This is a genomic window from Variovorax sp. FG153 (assembly GCF_057809595.1).
This window is the reverse complement of record NZ_JBMDKG010000006.1, coordinates 25,725-48,512: the sequence shown is the minus strand read 5'-3', so window position 1 is coordinate 48,512 and position 22,788 is coordinate 25,725. Positions and strand designations below refer to the sequence as shown.

Sequence of the window (22,788 nt, the reverse complement as noted above, 5' to 3'; positions counted from 1 at the left end):
AGCCGGCCCGATGCGTCGCCTCGCGCAAGCCCCCAACCTCGCCATCGCGACGCTGTGGGTGCATGCGCTGCGCGAGGACGGCGTGGCCGCCACTGTGCAGCGCGAATACCTGGGCGCGGCGGCCGGCCAGCTGCCGCCCGACCAGTGCCTGCCCGAGATCTGGATCGACGACGAAAGCCAGTTCGAGCTCGCGCAGCGGCTGCTGCATGCGTTGCAGCACCGGCCGCAGCGCAGCTGGCAGTGCGTCTGCGGCGAGCGGATCGAGGGCGGCTTCGAGCAGTGCTGGCAATGCGGCGAGATGATGCCGCCCTGAGGCCCCTGCGTTACTTCCAGCGCAGCAGCTCGATGTCGACGCTGTTCGCGCCGTCGCCGAGCGTCAGCGTGTTCTCCTGGATCGTCGCCTGCAGCTGCATCGAGCGCTGCGCCAGCGCCGCGAGCGCCTGCGAGGCGGCCGTGGGCACGCGGTAGACGCTCAGGTTCTGCGGCCGCGCGAGCTTGTTCTCGATGCCGCGCCACCAGATCTCGGCCGCGTGGTTGAAGCAGTAGACGATCACCTGGTCGGCCTTGCCGCAGGCCTTGATGACGGGCTTGTCCTCGGGCTGGCCGACTTCGATCCACAGCCGGGTCTGGCCCGTGAAGTCGCGCAGCCAGACATCGGGTTCGTCCACGTTCGACAGGCCGGCGCCGAAGGCCAGCGTGCCGTCGCCCTTGCAGATGTCCTGCAACTGGTGCGCGTTGAGCGCCAGCGCGACCAGGCGGATCATCATCCGCTCGTCGGTCTCGCTCGGATGGCGCGCCAGCGTGAGCGCGTGGTCGGCGTAGTAGCCGTGGTCGATGTCGGCCACCGCGAGGTTGGCCTTGAAGATGGTGGATTTGAGCGCCATGGGTGCGCGAGTGTATGCGCGCGCTCCCGGGCCGGCGCCGGCCCGGGAGCTGCCCGCCGGCCGATCAGTAGGCGACCGAGGCCTGCAGGTACACGGTGCGCGGCTGGCCCACGTACTTGCCGCCGTTGTTGTCCACCGAGCGGTTGAAGTAGCGGCGGTCGAACAGGTTCTTCACGCCCACGGCCAGCTTGAGGTTGCGCATGGTCGGGCCGAAGTCGTAGCCCGCGCGCAGGTTCATCACCGCGTAGCCGGGGATGTTGCCCAGGCGGCCGGTGCTGTCCTCGAGCGTGACGTAGCGCGCATTGGTGTCGGGCGAGCCCGGCGAGCGCTGCTTCGACTGCGCGTAGACGTCGGCGTTGAAGGTCCACGGGCCGCGCTCGTAGCGCGCGCCCAGCGTGGCCACCTGGCGCGAGTAGAACGGCAGGTCGCGGCCCGCGAAGGCGCCGGCCTTCTGCGTGGCCTGGGTGTAGGTGTAGGTCGCCGACAGCGACAGCCCCTTGAGGGCCGGGCTCAGGTCGCCGAGCTCGTAGCGCAGCGCCGATTCCAGGCCGCGGTGGCGCGTGGCGCCCAGGTCGGTCCACTGGCCGACGTCGCCGGTGATCGAGCGCGCGAGCTGCAGCTCCTTGTCGAAGTCGATGTTGAACAGTGTGAGTTCCGAGCTCCAGGCCTCGCCCTTGTAGTGCGTGCCGATCTCATAGGTCTTCGCCTTCTCGGGATGCAGGCCGTCGGTGGACTGCGCGAGCTGCGCGTACTGCTGCGGGCCGAAGGACACGCCGGCGTTCGCGAACAGCGACCAGCGCTCGTTCATGCGGTACATCACCGACACGGTCGGCAGCCATTCGTTGGAGTCGATCTTCGGCGCGATCACGCTGGTGATGCGGCCGCTGGTGAGTCCCACCACGTCGTTGTGCGAGCGGATCGCCTCGTAGCGCACGCCGGGCGTCACGGTCCAGTTGCCGAAGTCGATGCGGTCGTCGATGTAGAAGGCGTTGGCGGTGGTGCCGCCGGCGCTGGTCTGGTAGGCCGGCTGCGCCAGCGTGGTGGCGTCGAAGCCCAGGCGCGGCCGGTAGTAGCTGCTGCGCGTGGCCACCTCGGAGCTGGCCTCCTTGAGGTAGCGGTAGCCCACGCTGACTTCCTGCACCACGCTGCCCGAGTCGATCAGGCGCGAGTAGCGCGGTTCGATCGCGAAGGTGTGGTACTCGCGCGGCGCGGCGGTCAGGCGGCGCTGGCCGGCGCTGGTGCCCGTGCCTTCCTGCTCGAGGTGGCTGCCGCGGAACGAGTCGGTGTAGTAGGTCAGCAGCTCGAACTTGTTGATGCCGTCGTTGTGCGTGTAGCGCAGCGAGCCGTCGGTGCGCCGTCCGGTGAATTCGTCGAAGGGACGGTCCGACTGGAACGGGTTCAGTGCGTACTGTGCCGTCGTCAGACCGCCGGGCATGCGGCCCTGGCCCTCGAAGTGGTGCAGCGACACCGCGATGTCGTCGGTCTTCGAGAAGCGGTAGCTGCCCTTGAGCATCACATCGTCGATGTTCGTCTTGTCGTTGCTCTGGCGGAAGCCCTCGCCGTGCGTGCCCGAATACAGCAGCGCCAGGCCCAGGCCCTTGTCGTTGGTGCCGCCGACGAACACGCTGGGCGTCGACTTGGTGCCGCCGCCATGGCCCGCGCTCTCCACGCCGACGCTCGCCTCGGCGGCGAACTTCTCCGGGATCGAGCGCGTCACGAAGTTGATGATGCCGCCCACGTTCTGCGGTCCGAAGCGCACCGAGCCGGCGCCGCGCACCACGTCCACGGTCTCGATGTTGCCCAGCGACAGCGGCGCCAGCGACAGCTGCGGCTGGCCGTAGGGCGCGTAGGCCAGCGGCACGCCGTCCATCAGGATGGTGGAGCGCGGCGACAGGCGCGAGGTCAGGCCGCGCACGCCGACGTTCAGCGAGATGTCGCTGCCGCCGGTGCCGTTGCTCTCCTGCACCTGCACGCCGGGGATCTGGCGCAGCACGTCGCGCACGCTGGACGAGCCGCTCTCGCGGATCTGGCGCTGCTCGACGATGGTCCGCGCACCCGGATGCTCGACGACCTTCTTCTCGGTGGGGCTGCCGAGCCAGTCACCGGTGACGGTGATGGCCTCGAGCGCCTTGCCGTCGGCGCCCGCGGGCGCATCGCCCTCGGCGGCGAAGCCGGGCAGGCTCAGGGGAAGCAGGGCCATCGCGATGGCGGTGCGTTTGAAAGCAGACACGGGAACTCCTCGGTTTTTGAAATTGCAAAAGGAACGGGCGGGCGTGGGGCGCGTCGTTCGGGCAGGCCGGCGTCGTCGCGCCGTCGTCGAATCGTTTGGGCTCAGGAGGTGGGGCGCGCGACCGCATCGCGGCGCGCCGTCGCGGCCGTGCGGCGGCGGCGCCACCAGAGCCAGATGCCGCTGAAGCCCAGGCCGCCGAGCGCCAGGCCCAGCAGCGCGGTCACGATCTCGTGGACCACGCCGCCGAGCTCGCCGGTATGCAGCGGGAAGATCACCGCCACCCAGCCGTTGCCGGCATCGAGCTCCTGCCACTTGCGCGCGGCCAGCACCTCGCCGGTGACCGGGTTGAGCCAGGCCGAGCTGATGCCGTTGGGATGCGGGTCGTCGGGCAGCTTGAAGCGAACGCGCACGGGCCGGTCGGCCTTGCCGGGCACCACCACGTAGCCGATCGGCTGGCCCGGATGCACCTGCTGCGCGCGCGCCACGATTTCGTCCAGCGGCAGGCGCGGGCCCTGGGCCGCGCCCTTGGCGATCGTCGGCGCCTTGACCGGCTGCTGCCCCATGGCGGCGGAGATGAAGTCGCCCAGCGGTCGCCAGGCCATGTAGGCGCCCGTGGCGACCGACACCGCGATCAGCAGGCCGAGCACCGCGCCGCCCGTGCGGTGCAGGTCGAACAGCCCGCGCAGCAGGCCGCGGTTCAGCACGATGCGCAGCGACGGCGGCCAGCGCGTCGGCCACCACAGCACCAGGCCCGTCACCAGCAGCACCAGGTAGGCCAGCGCCACGAAGGCCAGGATGCCCTTGCCGGTCTTGTCGAGCAGCAGGCTGTTGTGGATCTTGTAGATCAGGCTGTAGGCACCTTCCTGGGTGCCGCGCCGGCCCTGTTCGGCGCCGGTGAAGGGATCGAGGTAGACCGTGCCGTCCCAGGGGCCGCGCACCAGCACCCAGTAGGTGTCGCCGGACTGGCGCGGCGGTCGCAGGGTCAGGTTGGTGTCGGGGCCGAACTCGGCCAGCAGGCGCTGGCGCAGCGGTTCCAGCGGCAGCCGTGCCGCGGTGGCGTCACCGGCCGTGCGCGCGACGAAGAGCTCGGGGTGGGCCTGGCGGTCGAGGGGCTGGCCCACGACCAGCGCCGCGCCGAGCAGCGCGGTGACGGCGAGGATCGGGCCGAGCGTGAGGCCGACCCAGCGGTGGATCTTGAGCCAGAGACGTCGCAGGGAGGCGCGCAGCATGGACGACGGGGACGCCGAGGCGTCCCGCACGGAAGTGTTGCTGGCTGGCGCACGGCCGGCATGCGGCGTGCGTTGGCTGGGAATTTGAAAGGAAACCGGAATGGGCGATCGAAACGAATCGGCCGCCCGTGGGCGGCCTCAGCGAATGAACCAACCGCTTAGAAAAGCGGTTGGTGCATCGATGCACAGGGCGTCAGATTCTACCGGCGAGTTCGGCCGCCTTGCCCACGTAGCTGGCCGGCGTCATGGCCAGCAGGCGGGCTTTTTCCTCTTCGGGAATCGCGAGCGAGCGGATCAGGCCATGCAGCGCCTCGGCCGTCACGGTCTGGCCGCGCGTCACTTCCTTGAGCTGCTCGTAGGCGCCCTGCACGCCGAAGCGGCGCATCACGGTCTGGATCGGCTCGGCCAGCACTTCCCACGAGGCGTCGAGGTCGGCCGCGAGCGCGTCGCGGTTGAGCTCGAGCTTGCCCAGGCCGGTGGCCAGGCTGGCATAGGCCAGGGTCGCGTAGCCGAAGGCCACGCCGATGTTGCGCAGCACGGTGCTGTCGGTCAGGTCGCGCTGCCAGCGGCTGATCGGCAGCTTCTCGCTCAGGTGGCGCAGCAGCGCGTTGGCCAGGCCCAGGTTGCCCTCGGCGTTCTCGAAGTCGATCGGGTTGACCTTGTGCGGCATGGTCGAGGAGCCGATCTCGCCCTTCTTGAGCCGCTGCTTGAAGTAGCCCAGGCTCACGTAGCCCCAGACGTCGCGCGAGAAGTCGACCAGGATGGTGTTGGCGCGCGCCACGGCATCGAACAGCTCGGCCATGTAGTCGTGGGGCTCGATCTGGATGCTGTAGGGCTGGAAGCTCAGGCCCAGGCCCAGCGGCGCCGGGGTTTCGACGACCTTGCGGCTGAAGGCCTCCCAGTCGAAGTCGGGCCAGGCCGCCAGGTGGGCGTTGTAGTTGCCGACCGCGCCGTTCATCTTGCCCAGCAGCTGCACCGAGGCGATCTGCGCGCGCGCCTTCGACAGCCGCACCGCCACGTTGGCGATCTCCTTGCCGACCGTGGTCGGGCTGGCGGTCTGGCCATGGGTGCGCGAGAGCATCGACACGTCGGCGAACTGGTGCGCCATCTCGCGCAGCTTGGCGATCAGGCCGTCGATCGCGGGCAGCAGCACGGTGTCGCGCGAGGCCTGGATCTGCAGCGCGTGGCTGGTGTTGTTGATGTCCTCGCTGGTGCAGGCGAAGTGCACGAACTCGGCCGCGGCCAGCAGCTCGGGGCGGGCCTCGAACTTGGACTTGATCCAGTATTCGACCGCCTTCACGTCGTGGTTGGTGGTCTTTTCGATCTCCTTGATGGCCAGTGCGTCGGCCTCGGAGAAGTGCGAGACCAGGCCCATCAGGTACTTGCGGGCGCCGCCGGTCAGCGGCTTGAATTCGGCGAAGCCGCAGTCCGACAGCGCGATGAACCACGCCACTTCGACCTGCACGCGCCGGTGCATGTAGCCCTGCTCGCTCATCAGGGGGCGCAGGGCCGCGAGTTTGGCCGCGTAGCGGCCGTCCAGGGGGGAAAGGGCGGAGACGGTGGAGAAGCTCATGCCCGAATTTTAGGCGGGCCGCCCGGGGACGAACCCGGTACACCGAAAGCCGGGCTTTGGCGTTCCCCTAAAATGATTATGAACAAACGTTATCAAAATCGAGGGAGAGCGCCTTCATGAAACTGATCGGATCCGCCGCCAGCCCCTATGTGCGCAAGGTGCGCGTGGTGCTGGCCGAGAAGCGGCTCGACTACCAGTTCGTGATCGAGGACGTCTGGTCGCCCGACACGACCATCGCCCATTCCAACCCCCTGGGCAAGGTGCCGTGCCTGATCATGGAAGGCGGCGAGGCGATGTTCGACTCGCGCGTGATCGTCGAATACATCGACACCCTGTCGCCGGTCGGCAAGCTGATTCCGCAGCAAAGCCGCGAGCGCGCCGAGGTCAAGACCTGGGAAGCGCTGGCCGACGGCGTGATGGACGCCGGCGTGCTGTGGCGCCTGGAGCGCACCTGGTCCGGCCGCGCCGACGGCGAGCGCAGCGAGGCCTGGATCGACCGCCAGCGCGCCAAGGTCGAGGCCGGCGTGGCCGCCATGGCCAAGGGCCTGGGCGACAAGCCCTTCTGCAGCGGCATCCACCTGAGCCTGTCGGACATCGCGGTGGGCTGCACCCTGGGCTGGCTGAACCTGCGCTTCCCCGAGATCGAGTGGCGTGCCGACTACGCGAATCTCGCGAAGCTCTACGACAAGCTGATGCAGCGGCCGAGCTTCATCGACACCCAGCCCTGAGCGGCTGAACCGTTTTCGCCCATGAAAAAAGCGCCTTCCGGCGCTTTTTTGTCGTTTGCCCCGGCTCAGGGCTTGCGCAGCGTGTACTGCACCACGTCGATGCTGCGCTCGGCGAAGGCCGCCTCGCAGTAGGCCAGGTAGAACTCCCAGATCCGCATGAAGCGCTCGTCGAAACCGAGCTGCAGCACCTGGGCGCGCTGCGCCAGGAAGCGCTCGCGCCAGCGCCGCAGGGTCTCGGCGTAGTCGGCGCCGAAGGCGAATTCGTCGATCACTTCGAGCCCCGCGGCCTCGGCGGCGCGCCGGAACTCGCGCGGGCAGGGCAGGCAGCCGCCCGGGAAGATGTACTGCTGGATGAAGTCGGTGGCGTCCACGTAGCGCTCGAACAGCGCGTCGTCGATCACGATGCTCTGGATGCAGGCGCGCCCGCCCGGCTTGAGCAGCCGGCTCACGCTCGCGAAGTAGGTGGGCCAGTATTCGCGGCCCACGGCCTCGACCATCTCGATCGAGCAGATCGCGTCGAAGGGCGCGTCGCCGGTGGTCCGGCCGATGTCGCGGTAGTCCTGCAGCCGCAGGTCGACCGGCAGGCCTTCGGTGCGCCGGCGCGCGTGGGCGAGCTGCTCGTGCGAGAGCGTCACGCCGGTGACGGCCGCGCCGAATTCGGTCGCGGCCTTCTCGGCCAGCGCGCCCCAGCCGCAGCCGATCTCGAGCACCCGGTCGCCGGGCCGCACGCCCGCCATGGCGAGCGCGCGCCGCACCTTGGCGTGCTGCGCCTCGGGCATCGGCCGCGTCAGGTCGCCCTCGAACCAGGCCGACGAGTAGTTCATCGTCTCGTCGAGCCAGAGTTCGTAGAAGGCATTGCCCAGGTCGTAGTGCGCCTGGATGTTGCGCGCGCTGCCGGTCCTGCTGTTGCGGTTCAGCAGCAGGTGGCGCAGGCGGTAGAGCAGGCGGCCGGTCCAGCTGCCGTAGAACACGTTCTCGATCGCGCGCCGGTTCGCCACGAACACGCGCAGCAGCTCGACCAGGTTCGGCGTGGTCCAGTCGCCCGCGATGTAGCTCTCGGCGAAACCGATGTCGCCCGACTTCAGCGCGGCGCTGCAGACCGTCCAGTTGCGCAGCGTGAGCGAGGCGGTCGGGCCCTCGCCCGGCGCGGCGCCGAAGTGGCGCACCGAATCGTCGGGCAGCCGCACGGTCAGCGAGCCGTGCGCGAGGCGCTGCAAGAGGCGCAGCACGCTGCGGGCCGCGCGCGGCGCGTCCTGCGGCAGGTGGAAGCCCGAGGCGGGCGAGTCGGCGGTGGTCGTCGTCGGGGTCATGGATTCGCCTGCGGCTGGCGCGGCTCGCCGCGCGACACGGAATGAAGCGGCGGGGCCGGCTTGTGGACGAAGGGCACGCGCTTGAGCCACAGCCGCGCGGCCTGCCAGTGGATGCGCGCGATCAGGCCCAGCGTCATCGCCGGGTAGCGCCAGAGCGCGCGCCGCAGGCTGGCCGCGTCGAGCGCCTGGAGTTCGCCGCCGACGCTGGTCTGCAGCAGCGGGCCGTCGGCGTCGTCGTGGTCGATGCGCACCAGCGTGCGCGTGCGTTCGGCGTCGGTGAAGAAGCGGAAGCGGTAGCTGCCGTCGATGCGGCAGAACGGCGAGACGTGGAAGGCCTTGGTCGCGCGCAGCTCGGGGCCGTAGGCCGGCCGGTCGAGCAGGTAGCAATGGCGCTCGCCGAAGGTGTTGTTGACCTCGACCACGATCGCGCGCAGCGCGCCCGCGCGGTCGTGGCAGTACCAGAAGCTGACCGGCTTGAAGGTGTAGCCGAACACCCGCGGGTAGCAGTGCAGCCAGGCCTCGCCATCGGCGTCGTCGATGCCGTGCGACGCCAGCAGCTCGTCGAGCCAGGCCAGCGCGCCGCCGGCACCGGGCGCGCGGCCGTCGCCATGGTCGACGTCGTGGAAGGACAGCGCGCCGCGGCGGTTGAACGCGAGCGCCGGGCTGCCGTCGCGGCGCAGGGCGCGCATCGGCAGCATGAGGAAGAAGGTGGGATAGGCGAAGGCGTTGCGGGCCGGGCGCAGCCGCGCATGCCGGACCTCGCCGAAGCCGATCAGCGGCAACGGCCCCGCCGTGGTCATGGGGCGTCTTTCCCGGTCGCCAACTGCGCCTGCAGGCCGCGGGCCGCGGCCAGGCCGGCCTTCAGGCCGTCCTCGTGGAAGCCGTAGCCCATCCAGGCACCCGCGAACCAGGTGCGGCGCTGTCCCTGCAGCGCGGGCACCCGCGACTGGGCGTCGATCGCTTCGAGATCGAGTACCGGGTGGGCGTAGTCGTATTCGGCCATGACCTCACTACGCGCGATCTCGCGAACCGGATTCAGCGAAACGATCACCGGTTGCGACCAGGGCAGCGGCTGCAGCCTGTTGAGCAGGTAGTGCAGGCAGACCCCGCCCGATTCCCGCGCGCCGTCCGCGCGCTGGTAGTTCCAGGCCGCCCAGGCGGAGGGCCGCTCGGGCAGCACCGAGGCGTCGGTGTGCAGCACCGCGTGGTTCGGCTGGTAGCGGATGGCGCCGAGCACCGCGGCCTCGGCGGCGCTGGGCTCGGCCAAGAGAGCCAGGGCCTGGTCGGAATGGGTGGCGAGCACCAGATGGTCGAAGGCCTCGGTGCCGGCATCGGTGGCGATGCGCACGCCGTCGACATCGCGCTCGATGCGCCGCACCGGGGTGTTCAGCCGCGCATCGGACAGGCCCGCGACGATCTTCTCGACGTACTGGCGCGAGCCGCCGCGCACGGTGCGCCACTGCGGCCGGTTGGCGATCTGGATCAGGCCGTGGTTGTGGCAGAAGCGGATCATGGTCGCGACCGGGAAGGCCAGCATCTGCGCGGTCGGGCAGCTCCAGATGCAGGCCATCATCGGCAGGAAGTACCAGTCGCGAAAGGCCGGGCCGAAGCGGTGGGCGTCGAGGAAGTCGCCCAGCGGCTGGGCCAGTTCGCCTTCGGTGCCGGCGAGCGCGATGCGCGTCGTCAGCCGGTTGAAGCGCATCAGGTCGGCCAGCATGCCCAGGAAGCGCGGGTCGACGAGGTTGCGGCGCTGCGCGAACACGGTCGCGAGGCTGCTGCCGCTCCATTCGAGCCGGCCGCCGCCGGGCCGCGTGGCCTGGACCGAGAACGACATGTCCGAGTCGGCGGTCGCCACGCCCAGGTCGGCGAACAGGCGGATCAGCTCGGGGTAGGTGCGGTCGTTGTAGACCAGGAAGCCGGTGTCGACGCCGTGCGCGACGCGTTCGCCCGAACCGGGCGAAACCGGCAGCGAGATCGTGGCCGTGTGGGCGTGGCCACCGAAGTAGTCACTGGCTTCGAAGAGGGTGATGCGGGCCGAGTCGCGCAGCGCGTGGGCCGCGGCCAGTCCCGAGATGCCGGCGCCGACGATGGCGACCCGGGCCGGCGGCCTCATGGCACCGCCCCGTGCTGGCTGGAAGACAAAAATGCTGCGAGGCGCCCCGACGCGAAGGAGGGAGGGAGGGAGGAGGAGAAGAATCGCCTCGGGATTTCGACCGGACGGCAGGCGCCCGGAAGACCTCGCAACATGAAAACCGTGGGGCATTCACTGCCCACGCGAGTTATGAGCGAGGACCTCGCCGCACGGTTCCCACCGCAGTGGTAAGCGTTTGTGACGATCGGTTCACAATCTGATTGACGCATCGGTAAATAATATTACCGATACGTCTCGGTGCGAACTGATCAGTTTCTATTTACATCGTTGGTGCGAACTCGCCGGCATCAGCCCGGATTGGCCGCCAACTGCTTCTCGATGATCGCGATGAAGGCGTTCTCGTCGGGCGCCGTCATGCTCGACCAGGCCTGCACGACCTTGCCGTCGCGGCCGATCAGGTACTTGTAGAAGTTCCATTTGGGCGTGGTGCCCGAGGCCTGGGCCAGTTGCTTGAACAGCGGATTGGCGTCCGAGCCGCGCACCGAGGACTTGCCGAACATCGGGAATTTCACGCCGAAAGTGCTTTCGCAGAAGTCGGCAATCTCCTTGTTCGAGGCCGATTCCTGGGCGAAATCGTTCGACGGGAAGCCCAGCACCACCAGCCCGCGCGCGCGGTACTTGGAGTCGAGTGCCTCCAGTCCCTTGTACTGCGGGGTGAAGCCGCAGAAGCTGGCCGTGTTGACCACGAGCACCACCTTGCCCGAGTACTGGCACAGCGACTGTGGTTTTTCGTCCTGCAGCCGTGGGAAGGTGTGTTGCAGTATGGCGGGACAGCCTGCCGCCGCCTGGGGCGCGGCGGCAGGCGCCGGTGCCGCGGGTTGCTGGGCGAGGGCCGTTGCCGCGGTCAACAGGCCGGCCATCAGGGCCATTGCCGACGTACGGAGCATCGGGACCGACAATGGGGTGGGGGTTCGCATGGCGGGCTCCTGGTTCACAAAGGGGGGGCGCATCCGTGCCGCGACGGCGCACGTATCCGCATCATCGCGCGCTTGTCATGGACGCGCCAAACGTGCCGTTTAAAATCGGCGGCCTTAGAAAGATATAGATGCTCTATCCGGAACTCTTCAGACAACTCGAATCCGTCCGCTGGGACATGGACAAGGACATCCCGTGGCAGTCGTTCGACGCTTCGCTGCTGTCCGAAGAGCAGGCGCAAACCATCAAGATGAACGCCATCACGGAGTGGGCGGCGCTGCCGGCCACCGAGATGTTCCTGCGCGACAACCGCCACGATAGCGATTTTTCCGCTTTCATGTCGATCTGGTTCTTCGAGGAGCAGAAGCACTCGCTGGTGCTCATGGAGTACCTGAAGCGCTTCAGTCCCCAGCATGCGCCCACCGAGGCCGAGCTGCACGAGGTGCGCTTCGACTTCGACCCGGCGCCCCCGCTCGAAACCCTGATGCTGCACTTCTGCGGCGAGATCCGCCTCAACCACTGGTACCGCCGTGCCGCCCAGTGGCACACCGAGCCGGTCATCAAGCACATCTACACCACGCTGAGCCAGGACGAGGCCCGCCATGGCGGCGCCTACCTGCGCTACATGAAGCGCGCGCTCGAGAAGTTCGGCGACGAGGCCCGCTCGGCCTTCACCAAGGTCGGCGTGCTGATGGCGAGCGCCCGGCGCACCGCCCAGGCGCTGCACCCGACCAACCTGCACGTGAACAAGGCGCTGTTCCCGAACGACACCATCCAGAGCCGCATGCCCGATCCGGACTGGCTCGAGCACTGGCTCGACAAGCAGATCAAGTTCGACGCCGTCTGGGAAACCAAGGTCGGCGAGCGCATCCTGCACAACCTGAGCCTGCTGATGAACCGCAGCTTCAAGACGGTCCAGGAACTGAACCGCTACCGCAAGGAACTGGCGGCCAGCCTCGGCCCCAAGCCCGAATACCAGGGCGCGTAAAGCCAGGACCGCAGAAAATCGCCCCGCACGCCGGGGCGTTTTTTTTGGGGCGCCCCTGTCACAAACCGGGAACGCCAGCCGTCTTGGCCTCATGGACGCCGCCACCCTCGCCTTCGATCGCCACCGCCCGCGCCTGCAGGGCATCGCCTACCGCATGCTCGGCTCCGTGGCCGAGGCCGAGGAGGTCGTGCAGGACGCCTGGCTGCGCTGGCACGAAACCGCCACCGAGGCGCTCGACAGCACCGAGGCCTGGCTGGTCACGGTCGTGACCCGGCTGTCGATCGACCGGCTGCGCGCGGCCAAGGTGCAGCGCGAGCACTACAGCGGCCACTGGATGCCCGAGCCCATGCTCACCGAGTCGCCGGCCACGCCCGAGCAGATGCTCGAGCGCGCCGACGACGTCTCGGTGGCCTTCCTGACCGTGCTCGAGCGGCTGGCGCCCGAGGCGCGCGCGGCCTTCCTGCTGCGCGAGGTGTTCGACACCGACTACGACGAGATCGCGCGCATGCTCGGCAAGAGCGAGGCCGCCTGCCGCCAGCTCGTGCACCGCGCCAAGACCCAGGTGCAGGAGGGGCGGCCGCGCTACCGCGTCTCGCGCGAGACCCAGATGCGGCTGCTGCGCAGCTTCGCCGAGGCCTCGGCCAAGGGCAGCGTGCGCGAGCTCGAGGCCTTCTTCACCGAGGAGGCCGAGCTGGTCGGCGACGGCGGCGGCAAGGTCCAGACCTTCACGCACGGGCTGGTCGGCGCGCGCCGCATCGCGCAGCTCTATTTCGCGGTGCAGCGACGCCACGCGGGCGGCGAGCCGGAACGCAGCGTGCGCACCGAGCTGGTCGACATCAACGGCGAGCCGGGCCTGTTGCGCTTCATCGGCGGCGTGCTCGAGTCGGCCCAGACCTTCGAGTTCGACGGCGACCGCATCTCCCGCGTGCGCGCGCAGCGCAACCCCGACAAGCTCGCACGCATCGCCGCGGCCTTCGCGCGCTGATTTTTTTCGGACTTCGTGTCACAGGCCGGCGGGCCGGCGCGTCTTCAGTGTGTATCCCGATTTCATCGTCAACCACTGGAGAACATCGCCATGAACACCACTCCCCGCCTCAACTGGTTCAAGACCGTGCCCAAGGCCTTCGAGGCCCTGCTGTCGGTCAACACCGCCATCGCCGGCACCACGCTCGAGAAGAAGCTGGTCGACCTCGTGTTCGCCCGCGTCTCGCAGATCAACGGCTGCGCCTACTGCCTCGACATGCACGTGCGCGACCTGCGCAAGGAGGGCGAAGGCTGGCAGCGCATCAACAGCCTCCCGACCTGGCGCGAGATGAGTTTCTACGACGCGCGCGAGCGCGCCGCGCTGGCCTGGGCCGAATCGCTCACGCGCATGGCCGACCGCCACGATGCGCGCGATGCCGAGTACGAGGCGCTGAAGGCGGCCTTCAGCGACCTCGAGATCGCCGAGCTCACGGTCGCGGTGGCGCAGATCAATTCGTGGAACCGCATGAACGTCGCGATGCACGTGCCCGTGCCGGTCAAGCCGCTCGAATAAGTGCAGCGGCCGGGCGCTCCTAGCGCCGCTCGACCACCATCGGCGAGATGCGCAGGCTCTCGCGCACCTGCGACACGGCCTCGCCCGCTTCGCCGCGCGAGGCGAAGGGGCCGGCCTGCAGCCGGTGCGTGCCGGCTTCGCTGAACACGCGCAGCTGCGGCGCGAGCGAGGGCAGGCCGCGCGCGGCCTGGGCGCGCAGGGTCTCGGCGCCGCCGCGTTCGCGGAAGGCGCCGAGCTGGACCCAGAAGCCGGCCGAGGGCGTGTCGGGCCCGGCCAGCGAAGCCGCGGCGGCGGCAGCCACCGCCGCGGGCGTCGGCCCGCTCGGCGGCGGCGCGGATGCGGCCGGTGCCAGCGGCGGCAAGGTGTTCACCACCATCGGCGGGCGCGGCCCCGGCGGCTCGACCTCGTCGTCGACGCCGGGGGCGGGCGCGGCCGTGGCGGGCGGCGCCACCGGCATCGGCGAGGCTTCGGGCGCGCTGGTGCCCACCGTCGAGACCCAGGCCGAGGGCACGGCCACCGGCGCGGCGGCCGCGCGCGCGGGCATCGGCGGTGGCGGTACGTAGACCGGCGCCGCGGGCACGGGTGGGGGCACGGGGGCCGCCGCCAGCATCGTGTCCGACCCGCGCCGCCACGCGCCGGTGCGGATGTCCTCGTTCGTGATGCGCTCGATCTCCACCGGCGCCACGCCGCGCAGCAGGTCGAGCTTGAGCGCGGCCGTGTAGCTCAGGTCGATGACGCGGCCGTCGACGAAGGGCCCGCGGTCGTTCACGCGCACGATCGCCTCGCGGCCGTTGGCCGGGTTGCGCACGCGCACGTAGCTCGGCAGCGGCAGCGTCTTGTGGGCCGCCGTCATCGCGTACATGTCGTAGGGCTCGCCGCTGGCCGTCGAGCCCGCGTGGAACTTGCGCCCGTACCAGGAGGCCAGGCCCGATTCGCGGAACGGCCGGTCGTCGGTGATCGGCGTGTAGCCGCGGCCGAGCACGGTGTAGGGCTTGCTGGTGCCGCCGCTGCCGCGGATCGGCTCGATGCGGGGCTCGGCGTCGGGCACGCGCTCGAGGTTGGACGGCGGGCTGGTGCCCGGACCGTCGCGGCCACCGCGCGGCCCGCTCGCGCATCCCGCGAGCACGACGGCGACAGCCACCGCACAGGCGGCGCAGGCCGCGCTGGGTCGGCGGGCGCCGCGCGCCTCAACCAAACACGGCCCTCCACAGCGCCAGCATCGCCTCGCGCTGCGTGGCCAGCGCGGGCGGCGTCACCTGCGTGGGTTCTTCGTTGAGGCGTGCGCGGTGCTGCACGCGCCGCAGCTCGCGGTAGGCCGCGGCCGCGTTGCGGCCCACGCCCGGAGGCAGCAGGCCGGCGTCTTCGGCGCGGATCAGCAGCGCGATGTTGCCGAGGTTGGGGATCAGTTCGGGATGCTCGCCCGAGGCCGACAGCACCAGGAACTGCACCGCGAACTCGGCATCGACCATGCCGCCAGGGCTGTGCTTGACGTCGAAACGGTCGGCCTTCACGGGCCGCGCGCCGCGCAGCTTGTCGCGCATCGCGATGATCTCGGCCTTCAGCGCCTCGCGGTCGCGCGGCGCCACCAGCACGGCCTCGCGCACCTGGTCGAAGCGCGCGCCAAGTTCGGCGCCATGGTCCTCGCTGCCGAGCACGAAGCGCGCGCGCGTCATGGCCTGGTGTTCCCAGGTCCAGGCGGTGTTGCTGCCGCGGCCGAGCTGGTACTTCTCGTAGGCCTCGAAGCTCGTGGTCAAGAGGCCCGAGTTGCCGTTGGGCCGCAGCGCGGTGTCGATCTCGAACAGGTCGCCCTCGCGCGTCTTCACCGTGAGCCAGTTGATGAGCTTGCGCACGTAGGCCGCGTAGACCTCGCCGGCGCGCTCGTCGTCGTCGTCGTAGACGAACACGATGTCGAGGTCGCTGCCGTAGCCGAGCTCTTTGCCGCCCAGCTTGCCGTAGCCGATGATCGCGAACTGCGCCACCTCGCGGTGCCGGTTGCGCACGTGCGGCCAGCACCAGCGGGCGGTCACGCGCAAGGTGGTGTCGGCCAGCGCGCTCAGGTCGTCGGCCACCTGCTCGACGCTGATGCGGCCGTCCACGTCGCGCGCCAGGGTGCGGAACACCTCGGCATGGTGCGCGTGGCGCAGCAGATTCAAGAGGCGCTCCTCGTCGGCCTCGCCGGTGCGGCTCAGCGAGGCATGGCGCGCCTCGAGCTCGCGCTCGAACTCGGCGGCCACGAAGCGGCCCGACAGCATCTCGTCGCTGGCCAGCTCGTCGATCACGCCCGGGTGCTGCATCAGGTAGCGCGCCGGCCAGCGCGCCGAGCCCAGCAGCCGCAGCAGGCGTTCCTGCACCGCGGGCCGCTCGACCAGCAGCGCGAGGTAGCTCTCGCGGCGCAGCAGCGGCTCGATCCAGTCGGCCCAGCGCAGCGCGGCATCGACGTGGTGCGCGGTCTGGCCCTGGCCGTCGCCGTCGGGTTCGCGCAGCCACTGGCCGGTGCGCTGCACCAACTGGCGCAGCCGCGCGCGCGTTTCATCGCGCAGCGCCATCATGCGCGGCGTCTCGCACCAGTCCTTGATGCGTTCGGCGAAGGCCGGCGGCAGCTCGTCGAGCAGGTCCGAGAGCTCGGCCGGCGCGGCCGCCTTGCGCGCGCCGTTGCACTTGCCGTTGCAGGGCTTGTCGCCGCCCAGCAGCTTGTCGAACTCCTGCGCGACGAACTCGCGGTGGGTGTCGAGCTGGGCCAGGAACGGGCAGCAGTCGGCATAGCCGAGGGTCTGCGCGATCCAGCGCAGGTCCTCGTCGGCCACGGGCAGCGCATGGGTCTGCTGGTCGTCGAGGTACTGGATGCGGTGCTCGACCCGGCGCAGGAACTCGTAGGCCGCGGCCAGCGTGTCGGCGGTTTCCTGCGGCATCAGGCCGGCGCGCGCGAGCCGCTGCAGCGCATCGAGCGTGGGCCGGGTGCGCAGCTCGGGGAACTGGCCGCCGCGCACCACCTGCAGCAGCTGCACGGTGAATTCGATCTCGCGGATGCCGCCGCGCGACAGCTTGACGTCGTTCGCGCGCTCGGGCCGGCCCGCGCTGCGGCGCGCCGACTGCTCGCGGATCTGGCGGTGCAGCACGCGCAGCGAATCGAACACGCTGTAGTCGAGGTAGCGGCGGAACACGAAGGGCAGCACCGCGCCGCGCAGGCCCTGGGCCTGGCCTTGCGCGACCACCTCGGTGGGCGCGACCACGCGGCTCTTCATCCAGGCGAAGCGCTCCCATTCGCGGCCCTGCACCTGGAAATACTCCTCCAGCGCATCGAGCGAGACCACGGGCGGCCCCGAGTTGCCGTTGGGCCGCAGCGCCAGGTCGACGCGGAACACGAAGCCGTGCTCGGTGGTGTCGCCCACCAGCGCGTAGATGCGCTTCACGGCGCGCGCGAAGTACTCCTGGTTCGCGAGCTTGCCGCGGCCCTGGGGGTCGCCGGCGGTGTCGCCGTCCTGGTCGTAGAGGTAGATGAGGTCGATGTCGCTCGACACGTTGAGCTCGCGCGCGCCGAGCTTGCCCATGCCCACGATCCACAGCTGCGAGCGCTGGCCGTCGGCGCCCTGCGGCGCGCCATGCGCGGCGTCGAGCTCGGCGCAGGCCTCGCGGCAGGCGGTGTCGAGCGCGAACTCGGCGAGCTCGGTGACCGCGGTGGTCACCACGGCCAGCGGCGCCTGGCGGTCGCAGTCGAGTGTGACAAGGCGTTCCATCACCAGCTGCCGCACGATGCGCAGGGCGTCGCCCACGCCGTCGCCGCGCGCGCGCAGTGCCTCGTAGGCCTGCGTCATCGATGCGCGGCGCGGTTCGCCCTCGGGCAGCAGCGCGAGTTCGCCCGCATAGCGGCGGCGCAGGCGCTGCACGAAGCGCGAATAGGAGGACAAGGCGGGCTTGTCCGCGTCGGGGTTCGTCGATGCTGTAGCTGACAACTGATTCAAACTGGTGCTGGTTGCGGCGGAACCCGTCCCGATGGTGGCGGTCATAATTCCCGGCACAGCGCGATCCTCAATGAACGACACGGTGTCTTCCCCTTCACGTCTGCTCAAGATCACCGCTGTGACGGCGCGCTGGCTCCTGGGTCTTCTCGTGGCTGCGTGGCTTCTCCTGGCCCTGGCAGTCGTGGTCCTGCACGCGTGGATTGTGCCGCGAATCGGCGATTACCGTGGTGCGCTGGAGGCGCAGGCCAGCAAGGCGATCGGGGTGCCGGTGCGCATCGGTTCGATCACGGCCCGCTCGGGCAGCCTGTTCCCCGCCTTCGAGCTGCGCGACGTGGTGCTGCAGGACGCGCAGCAGCGCGAGGCGCTGCGCCTCGTGCGCGTGGTGGCCAGCGTCTCTCCGCGCTCGCTGTGGCGCTTCAATTTCGAGCAGCTCTACATCGAGGGCCCGGCGCTCGACGTGCGCCGCGACACTCAGGGAAAACTCCATGTCGCGGGCCTGCACATGTCGACCGATACGACCGGAGAAACCCGCGCCGCCGACTGGTTTTTCGCGCAGCGCGAACTGGTGATCGAAGGCGGCACGGTGCGCTGGACCGACGAGCAGCGCCAGGCCGAGCCGCTGATGCTGACCGACGTGCGCTTCGTGGCGCGCAACGGCGGCCGCCGCCATGGCCTGCGGCTCGATGCCACGCCGCCGGCCGGCTGGGGCGATCGGTTCACGCTGCGCGGCGAGTTCCGCCAGCCGCTGCTGTCGGTGCGCACCGGCCGCTGGCAGACCTGGGACGGCCAGATCTACGCCGACCTGCCCTACATCGACGTGACCCGGCTCGGGCGCTATGTGTCGATCGACGCGCGCATCCGCGAGGGCAACGGCGCGCTGCGGCTGTGGGCCGACGTGGACGACGGCCAGATCGTGGGCGCGGCCGCCGACCTCGGGCTCGACCGCGTCGATGCCTCGCTCGGCCAGGGACTGCAGCCGCTGGTGCTGCGCGCGGTCACGGGCCGGCTCGCGGGCCGGCTCACGGTCGACACGATGGAGTTCTCGACCACCGCGCTGCAGTTCGACACCGCCGACGGCCTGCGCTGGCCCGGCGGCAACCTCTGGCTGCAGCACACGCCCGCCAAGGGCCGCACGCCCGAGCACGGCGCCTTGCGCGCCGACCGCCTCGACCTTGCGGCGCTGGCGCTCATCGCCGACCGGCTGCCGCTCGGAGACGCCACCCACCGCGTGCTCGATGCCTACGGCCCGCGCGGGCTGGTCGAGCGCATCGACCTGAACTGGCAGGGCTCGCTGGGCGCGCCCGACCGCTACCAGGCCAAGGGCCGGATCAGCGGGCTGCGCATCGCCTCGCAGCCAGGTGCGGCGCCGGCCGAGACCCCCGCTGCCGCGCCCGCCACGCCCGCGGCCAAGCCGCCCGCTCCGGCACCCTCGACGAGCGGCGCGACCGCGGCCGCCCCGCCGCGCGTGCACCCCGGCACCCCGGGCCTCAGCGGTGCCACGCTCGACTTCGACGCCAGCCACACGGGCGGCAGCGCCACGCTCGCGATCGCGCAGGGCGGGCTCGAATTCCCCGGCGTGTTCGAGGAGCCCGCGATCCCGGTCGACCGGCTCTCGGCCCAGCTGCAGTGGAAGATCGACAACGGCAACACGCAGCTGCAGGTATCGAAGCTGCGCTTCGCCAACGTCGATGCCGAGGGCGATGCCGAGGCCAGCTGGCGCACCAGCGACCCGGCCACCTCGAGCAGCAAGGCGCGCTTTCCCGGCGTGCTCGACCTGCGCGGCAAGCTGACCCGGGCCGACGGCACGCGGGTCTACCGCTACCTGCCGCTCGACATCCCGCAGCACACGCGCGACTACGTGCGCGACGCGGTCACCAAGGGCGTCGCGAGCAGCGTCGACTTCCGCGTGCGCGGCGACCTGCACGACATGCCCTTCATGGACCCGCGGCTCGGCGAGTTCCGCATCGCGGCCAAGGTGCAGGACGTGCACTACGCCTATGCGCCGCCGCACGTGCCCGCGGCCACGCCCGTTCCCGCCGCGCCGGCGCCCGCACGCGGCACCGCGGCCTCCCGCGTCGCCGCCGCGCCCAATCCGCCGACCGTCGCCTCGCCCGCCGCGCCCGGTGTGGCCCAGTGGCCCGCGATCACCGGCCTGTCGGGCGAGCTGATCTTCGAGCGCGCCGGCATGCAGGTGCGCAACGCGCGCGGCCGGCTCGCGGGCGCCACCGCCATCGAGGTGTCGAAGGCCGAGGCGCAGATCCCCGACATGTCGCACCACGCCGCGCTGCTCAAGGTCGACGCGCAGGCGCGCGGGCCGCTGGGCGAGCTGCTGCGCGTGGGCGCGCCGCTGGCCGGCGATGCCGGCGAGTTCCTGCGCGGCGTGCGCGCCAACGGCGTGGCCGACTACAAGCTGCACCTGGAGTTGCCGCTCGAGGCCATGGACAAGGCGAAGGTGCAGGCCAGCGTGGCTTTCGGCGACAACAACGAGGTGCAGCCGGTGCCCGAGGCGCCGCTGCTGACCCAGGCCAAGGGCACGCTGAACTTCACCGAGACCGGCTTCGCGCTGGCCGGCGTGCAGGCCCGGCTGCTCGGCGGCGACGTGCGCATCGACGGCCGCGGCCGCTACACCGGCCCGGCCGCGAGCCACGAGCTCGCCATCCGCGCGCAGGGCAGCGTCAGCGCCGAGGGCATGCGCGCCGCGCGCGAGGTCGACTGGCTCGCGCGGCTGGCGAAGAAGGCCACCGGCGGCGCGCCCTACAGCGCGAGCTTCTCGATGCGCGAGGGTGTCTCCGAGTTCTCGGTGGCCAGCAGCCTGCAGGGCCTGGCGCTGCAGCTGCCGGCGCCGCTCGCCAAGAGTGCCGAGGAGCAGATGCCGCTGCGCATCGAGAAGAAGATCGTGCAGCGCGAGGCGCGCGCCGGCACGGCGGGCAGCGCGGCCGCGGCCAGCGTCGCCACGCAGGACCAGATCGGCCTGGAGATCGGCCGCGTCGGCTCGGTGCAGTACGTGCGCGACATCTCGGGCAGCGAGCCGCGCGTGCTGCGCGGCGCCATCGCGGTCGGCCTCGCGGCCGGCGAGACCGCGAGCGTGCCCGAGCGCGGCGTGCTCGCCAACATCAATCTCGCGCGGCTCGACATGGCGGCCTGGCAGGCGGCCTTCGGCGAGGCCACCGGCGCGAGCAATGCCGAGGTGCAGGCCGCGGCCGGCGACGAGGCCTCGCCCTACCTGCCCACGCGCATCGCGGTGCGCGCGCAGCAGCTCAGCGTGGCGGGCCGCACCCTGCACGAGGTGGTGCTCGGCGGAACGCGCGACGGCGCGCTGTGGCGCGCCAACATCGACGCCACCGAGCTCAGCGGCTATGCCGAGTACCGCCACACCCAGGCCGGCCGGCTCTATGCGCGGCTCGCGCGGCTGAAGATCGCGCCGAGCGAGGCGCCCCAGGTCGAGGCCCTGCTCGACGAGCAGCCCGGCACCCTGCCCGCGCTCGACATCGTGGTCGACGACTTCGAGCTGCTCGGCAAGCGCCTGGGCCGCGCCGAGATCGACGCGGTCAACCGCGGCGGCGTGGGCCGCGAATGGCTGCTCAACCGGCTGAGCTTCACCATGCCCGAGGCCAGCTTCGTGGCCAAGGGCACCTGGGCCGCGATCCCGGGCTCGGGCGGCGGCGGCCGCGCCGAGCAGCGCCGCACCGCCATGACCTTCCGCCTCGACATCAACGATGCCGGCATCCTGCTCGGGCGCTTCGGCATGCCCGGCGTGCTGCGCCGCGGCAGCGGCCGGCTCGAGGGCAACGTCGACTGGCGCGGCTCGCCGTTCTCCATCGACTACCCGAGCCTGGGCGGCCAGCTCGGCGTGAACGTCGAGTCGGGCCAGTTCCTCAAGGCCGACCCGGGTCTCGCCAAGCTGCTCGGCGTGCTGAGCCTGCAGGCGCTGCCGCGCCGGCTCACGCTCGACTTCCGCGACGTGTTCAGCCAGGGCTTCGCCTTCGACTTCATCCGCGGCGACGCCAAGATCGCGAACGGCACCGCGAGCACCAACAACCTGCAGATGAAGGGCGTGAATGCCGCCGCGCTGATGGACGGCTCGGCCGACATCGTCCACGAGACGCAGAACCTGCGCGTGGTGGTGGTGCCCGAGATCAACGCCGGCACCGCCGCGCTGGTGGCGACCGCGATCAATCCGGCCATCGGCCTCGGCACCTTCCTCGCGCAGTGGGTGCTGAGCAAGCCGCTGTCGAGCGCGGCCACCCAGGAGTTCCAGATCGAGGGCACCTGGGCCGACCCCAAAATAGCGAAGGTGGCGCGCCCGCTGCTGCCCAATATTTCCAACAATCTGCCGCACCTGCCGGCCATCCCCAGCCTGCCGGGCATCCCGGGGCTGCCGGCCGCGGGCGAGAGCAAGAGACCGGAGACCACGCAATGAGAGTCGCAGCGATCCAGATGGTGTCGGCCATCGCCCGCGAAGCCAACCTCGCACGCGCGCACGACCTGCTCGCGCGCGCCGCCGCCGAGGGCGCCGAGCTCGCGGTGCTGCCCGAGTACTTCTGCATGATGGGCGCGCGCGACACCGACAAGCTGGCCTTGCGCGAGACCGCCGGCGCGGGCACGGTGCAGGGCTTCCTGGCCGACGCGGCGCGCGAGTTCGGCCTGTGGATCGTCGGCGGCACGCTGCCGATCGAGAGCACCGATGCCGACCACGTCTTCAACAGCTCGCTGGCCTTCTCGCCCGAGGGCAAGTGCGTGGCGCGCTACGACAAGATCCACCTGTTCTTCTTCGACAACGGCCGCGAGCGCTTCGACGAGCGCCGCGTGATCGCGCCGGGTGCCGAGCCGGTGCTGTTCGAGCTGCCCTCGCGCGATGGCCATGCCTGGCGCATCGGCCTGAGCGTGTGCTACGACCTGCGCTTTCCCGAGCTCTACCGCGCGCTCTCGCGCCAGGGCGCCGACCTGCTGCTGGTACCCAGCGCCTTCACCCACACCACGGGCGCCGCGCACTGGGAGGTGCTGCTGCGCGCGCGCGCCATCGAGAACCTGGCCTGGGTGGTCGCGCCCGCGCAGGGCGGCACGCACGAGAACGGCCGCCGCACCTGGGGCCAGTCGCTGATCGTCGATCCCTGGGGCACGGTGGTCGCGCAGCAGGCGAGCGAGGAGGGCGTGGTGCTGTTCGACATCGACACCGCGCAGGTCGAGCGCGCGCGCACGCAGCTGCCCGCGCTGTCGCACCGCATCCTGTAGGGCCGGGCGCGATGGCGGTGGATGCGGCCGATCTCGCGGTGCCCGGCGCGC

Annotated in this window: 17 protein-coding genes; 7 read left to right on the top strand and 10 right to left on the bottom strand. The window is 70.8% G+C overall.

Features of this window, described 5'->3' with window-relative positions:
- Positions 1–10: 10 nt before the first annotated feature.
- Positions 11–313, top strand: a complete 303-nt coding sequence (locus tag ACODT0_RS09335; RefSeq protein WP_413762007.1) for a DUF2007 domain-containing protein — start codon at positions 11–13, stop codon at positions 311–313.
- A 10-nt stretch (positions 314–323) separates the two neighbouring features.
- Here the strand turns inward: ACODT0_RS09335 and ACODT0_RS09330 are convergent, their stop codons facing one another.
- The 4 genes from ACODT0_RS09330 to purB all read right to left on the bottom strand — a co-directional run bounded on the left by ACODT0_RS09330 (position 324) and on the right by purB (position 5,916).
- Entirely contained in the window at positions 324–884 is a 561-nt protein-coding gene (locus ACODT0_RS09330; RefSeq protein WP_057593680.1) for a YaeQ family protein, read from the bottom strand.
- Between the two features lie 64 nt (positions 885–948).
- The gene (locus tag ACODT0_RS09325; protein WP_489041113.1) at positions 949–3,084 is read right to left on the bottom strand and encodes a TonB-dependent receptor family protein; all 2,136 of its coding nucleotides are present in this window, start codon (positions 3,082–3,084) and stop codon (positions 949–951) included.
- A 131-nt stretch (positions 3,085–3,215) separates the two neighbouring features.
- A complete protein-coding gene (locus tag ACODT0_RS09320) occupies positions 3,216–4,343 on the bottom strand; it encodes a PepSY-associated TM helix domain-containing protein (RefSeq protein WP_489041112.1) in 1,128 nt (375 codons plus the stop codon).
- Between the two features lie 193 nt (positions 4,344–4,536).
- A complete protein-coding gene (gene purB, locus ACODT0_RS09315) occupies positions 4,537–5,916 on the bottom strand; it encodes an adenylosuccinate lyase (protein WP_057593677.1) in 1,380 nt (459 codons plus the stop codon).
- Between the two features lie 116 nt (positions 5,917–6,032).
- On the opposite strand from purB, the gene ACODT0_RS09310 reads away from it, so the two are divergent.
- On the top strand, positions 6,033–6,644 hold the full coding sequence (locus ACODT0_RS09310) for a glutathione S-transferase N-terminal domain-containing protein (RefSeq protein WP_057593676.1): 612 nt from the start codon (positions 6,033–6,035) through the stop codon (positions 6,642–6,644).
- A 65-nt stretch (positions 6,645–6,709) separates the two neighbouring features.
- Here the strand turns inward: ACODT0_RS09310 and ACODT0_RS09305 are convergent, their stop codons facing one another.
- From ACODT0_RS09305 to ACODT0_RS09290, 4 genes are all read right to left on the bottom strand, one after another.
- Positions 6,710–7,954, bottom strand: coding sequence for an SAM-dependent methyltransferase (locus ACODT0_RS09305; protein ID WP_261208956.1), 1,245 nt, complete (start codon positions 7,952–7,954; stop codon positions 6,710–6,712).
- Entirely contained in the window at positions 7,951–8,754 is an 804-nt protein-coding gene (locus ACODT0_RS09300) for a DUF1365 domain-containing protein (protein WP_413762010.1), read from the bottom strand. Before ACODT0_RS09300 ends, ACODT0_RS09305 begins: the two co-directional genes overlap by 4 nt.
- A complete protein-coding gene (locus tag ACODT0_RS09295) occupies positions 8,751–10,067 on the bottom strand; it encodes an NAD(P)/FAD-dependent oxidoreductase (protein WP_479671107.1) in 1,317 nt (438 codons plus the stop codon). The genes ACODT0_RS09300 and ACODT0_RS09295 overlap by 4 nt, the downstream gene beginning before the upstream one ends.
- A gap of 326 nt (positions 10,068–10,393) precedes the next feature.
- Positions 10,394–11,023: a glutathione peroxidase gene (locus ACODT0_RS09290; protein WP_057597797.1), complete on the bottom strand. Its 630-nt coding sequence runs from the start codon at positions 11,021–11,023 to the stop codon at positions 10,394–10,396.
- 128 nt (positions 11,024–11,151) lie between these two features.
- Between ACODT0_RS09290 and ACODT0_RS09285 the strand changes: the two genes are divergently transcribed.
- The 3 genes from ACODT0_RS09285 (at position 11,152) to ACODT0_RS09275 (ending at position 13,546) form a co-directional block, all read left to right on the top strand.
- The gene (locus ACODT0_RS09285; protein WP_057597796.1) at positions 11,152–12,009 is read left to right on the top strand and encodes a ferritin family protein; all 858 of its coding nucleotides are present in this window, start codon (positions 11,152–11,154) and stop codon (positions 12,007–12,009) included.
- 91 nt (positions 12,010–12,100) lie between these two features.
- Positions 12,101–12,994 (top strand): RNA polymerase sigma-70 factor, encoded by an 894-nt coding sequence (locus tag ACODT0_RS09280; protein ID WP_489041111.1) that lies wholly within the window; start codon positions 12,101–12,103, stop codon positions 12,992–12,994.
- Between the two features lie 90 nt (positions 12,995–13,084).
- On the top strand, positions 13,085–13,546 hold the full coding sequence (locus ACODT0_RS09275) for a carboxymuconolactone decarboxylase family protein (RefSeq protein ID WP_422099831.1): 462 nt from the start codon (positions 13,085–13,087) through the stop codon (positions 13,544–13,546).
- Positions 13,547–13,565: 19 nt separating this feature from the next.
- On the opposite strand, the gene ACODT0_RS09270 is transcribed toward ACODT0_RS09275, so the two are convergent.
- Together ACODT0_RS09270 and glnE are read right to left on the bottom strand one after the other, a co-directional pair.
- Entirely contained in the window at positions 13,566–14,687 is a 1,122-nt protein-coding gene (locus tag ACODT0_RS09270) for a septal ring lytic transglycosylase RlpA family protein (RefSeq protein WP_412180239.1), read from the bottom strand.
- A 46-nt stretch (positions 14,688–14,733) separates the two neighbouring features.
- A complete protein-coding gene (gene glnE / locus ACODT0_RS09265; protein WP_057597442.1) occupies positions 14,734–17,550 on the bottom strand; it encodes a bifunctional [glutamate--ammonia ligase]-adenylyl-L-tyrosine phosphorylase/[glutamate--ammonia-ligase] adenylyltransferase in 2,817 nt (938 codons plus the stop codon).
- Positions 17,551–17,575: 25 nt separating this feature from the next.
- On the opposite strand from glnE, the gene ACODT0_RS09260 reads away from it, so the two are divergent.
- Entirely contained in the window at positions 17,576–21,925 is a 4,350-nt protein-coding gene (locus tag ACODT0_RS09260) for a YhdP family protein (RefSeq protein ID WP_261208966.1), read from the top strand.
- Entirely contained in the window at positions 21,922–22,737 is an 816-nt protein-coding gene (locus tag ACODT0_RS09255; RefSeq protein WP_057597444.1) for a carbon-nitrogen hydrolase family protein, read from the top strand. Before ACODT0_RS09260 ends, ACODT0_RS09255 begins: the two co-directional genes overlap by 4 nt.
- Positions 22,738–22,788 lie beyond the last annotated feature (51 nt).

Bases quoted from the DNA above. Each gene is read 5' to 3' on its own strand.
- ACODT0_RS09335 (WP_413762007.1), top strand. From the start codon at position 11: ATGCGTCGCCTCGCGCAAGCCCCCAACCTCGCCATCGCGACGCTGTGG.
- ACODT0_RS09330 (WP_057593680.1), bottom strand. From the start codon at position 884: ATGGCGCTCAAATCCACCATCTTCAAGGCCAACCTCGCGGTGGCCGAC.
- ACODT0_RS09325 (WP_489041113.1), bottom strand. From the start codon at position 3,084: ATGGCCCTGCTTCCCCTGAGCCTGCCCGGCTTCGCCGCCGAGGGCGAT.
- ACODT0_RS09320 (WP_489041112.1), bottom strand. From the start codon at position 4,343: ATGCTGCGCGCCTCCCTGCGACGTCTCTGGCTCAAGATCCACCGCTGG.
- purB (WP_057593677.1), bottom strand. From the start codon at position 5,916: ATGAGCTTCTCCACCGTCTCCGCCCTTTCCCCCCTGGACGGCCGCTAC.
- ACODT0_RS09310 (WP_057593676.1), top strand. From the start codon at position 6,033: ATGAAACTGATCGGATCCGCCGCCAGCCCCTATGTGCGCAAGGTGCGC.
- ACODT0_RS09305 (WP_261208956.1), bottom strand. From the start codon at position 7,954: ATGACCCCGACGACGACCACCGCCGACTCGCCCGCCTCGGGCTTCCAC.
- ACODT0_RS09300 (WP_413762010.1), bottom strand. From the start codon at position 8,754: ATGACCACGGCGGGGCCGTTGCCGCTGATCGGCTTCGGCGAGGTCCGG.
- ACODT0_RS09295 (WP_479671107.1), bottom strand. From the start codon at position 10,067: ATGAGGCCGCCGGCCCGGGTCGCCATCGTCGGCGCCGGCATCTCGGGA.
- ACODT0_RS09290 (WP_057597797.1), bottom strand. From the start codon at position 11,023: ATGCGAACCCCCACCCCATTGTCGGTCCCGATGCTCCGTACGTCGGCA.
- ACODT0_RS09285 (WP_057597796.1), top strand. From the start codon at position 11,152: ATGCTCTATCCGGAACTCTTCAGACAACTCGAATCCGTCCGCTGGGAC.
- ACODT0_RS09280 (WP_489041111.1), top strand. From the start codon at position 12,101: ATGGACGCCGCCACCCTCGCCTTCGATCGCCACCGCCCGCGCCTGCAG.
- ACODT0_RS09275 (WP_422099831.1), top strand. From the start codon at position 13,085: ATGAACACCACTCCCCGCCTCAACTGGTTCAAGACCGTGCCCAAGGCC.
- glnE (WP_057597442.1), bottom strand. From the start codon at position 17,550: ATGACCGCCACCATCGGGACGGGTTCCGCCGCAACCAGCACCAGTTTG.
- ACODT0_RS09260 (WP_261208966.1), top strand. From the start codon at position 17,576: ATGAACGACACGGTGTCTTCCCCTTCACGTCTGCTCAAGATCACCGCT.
- ACODT0_RS09255 (WP_057597444.1), top strand. From the start codon at position 21,922: ATGAGAGTCGCAGCGATCCAGATGGTGTCGGCCATCGCCCGCGAAGCC.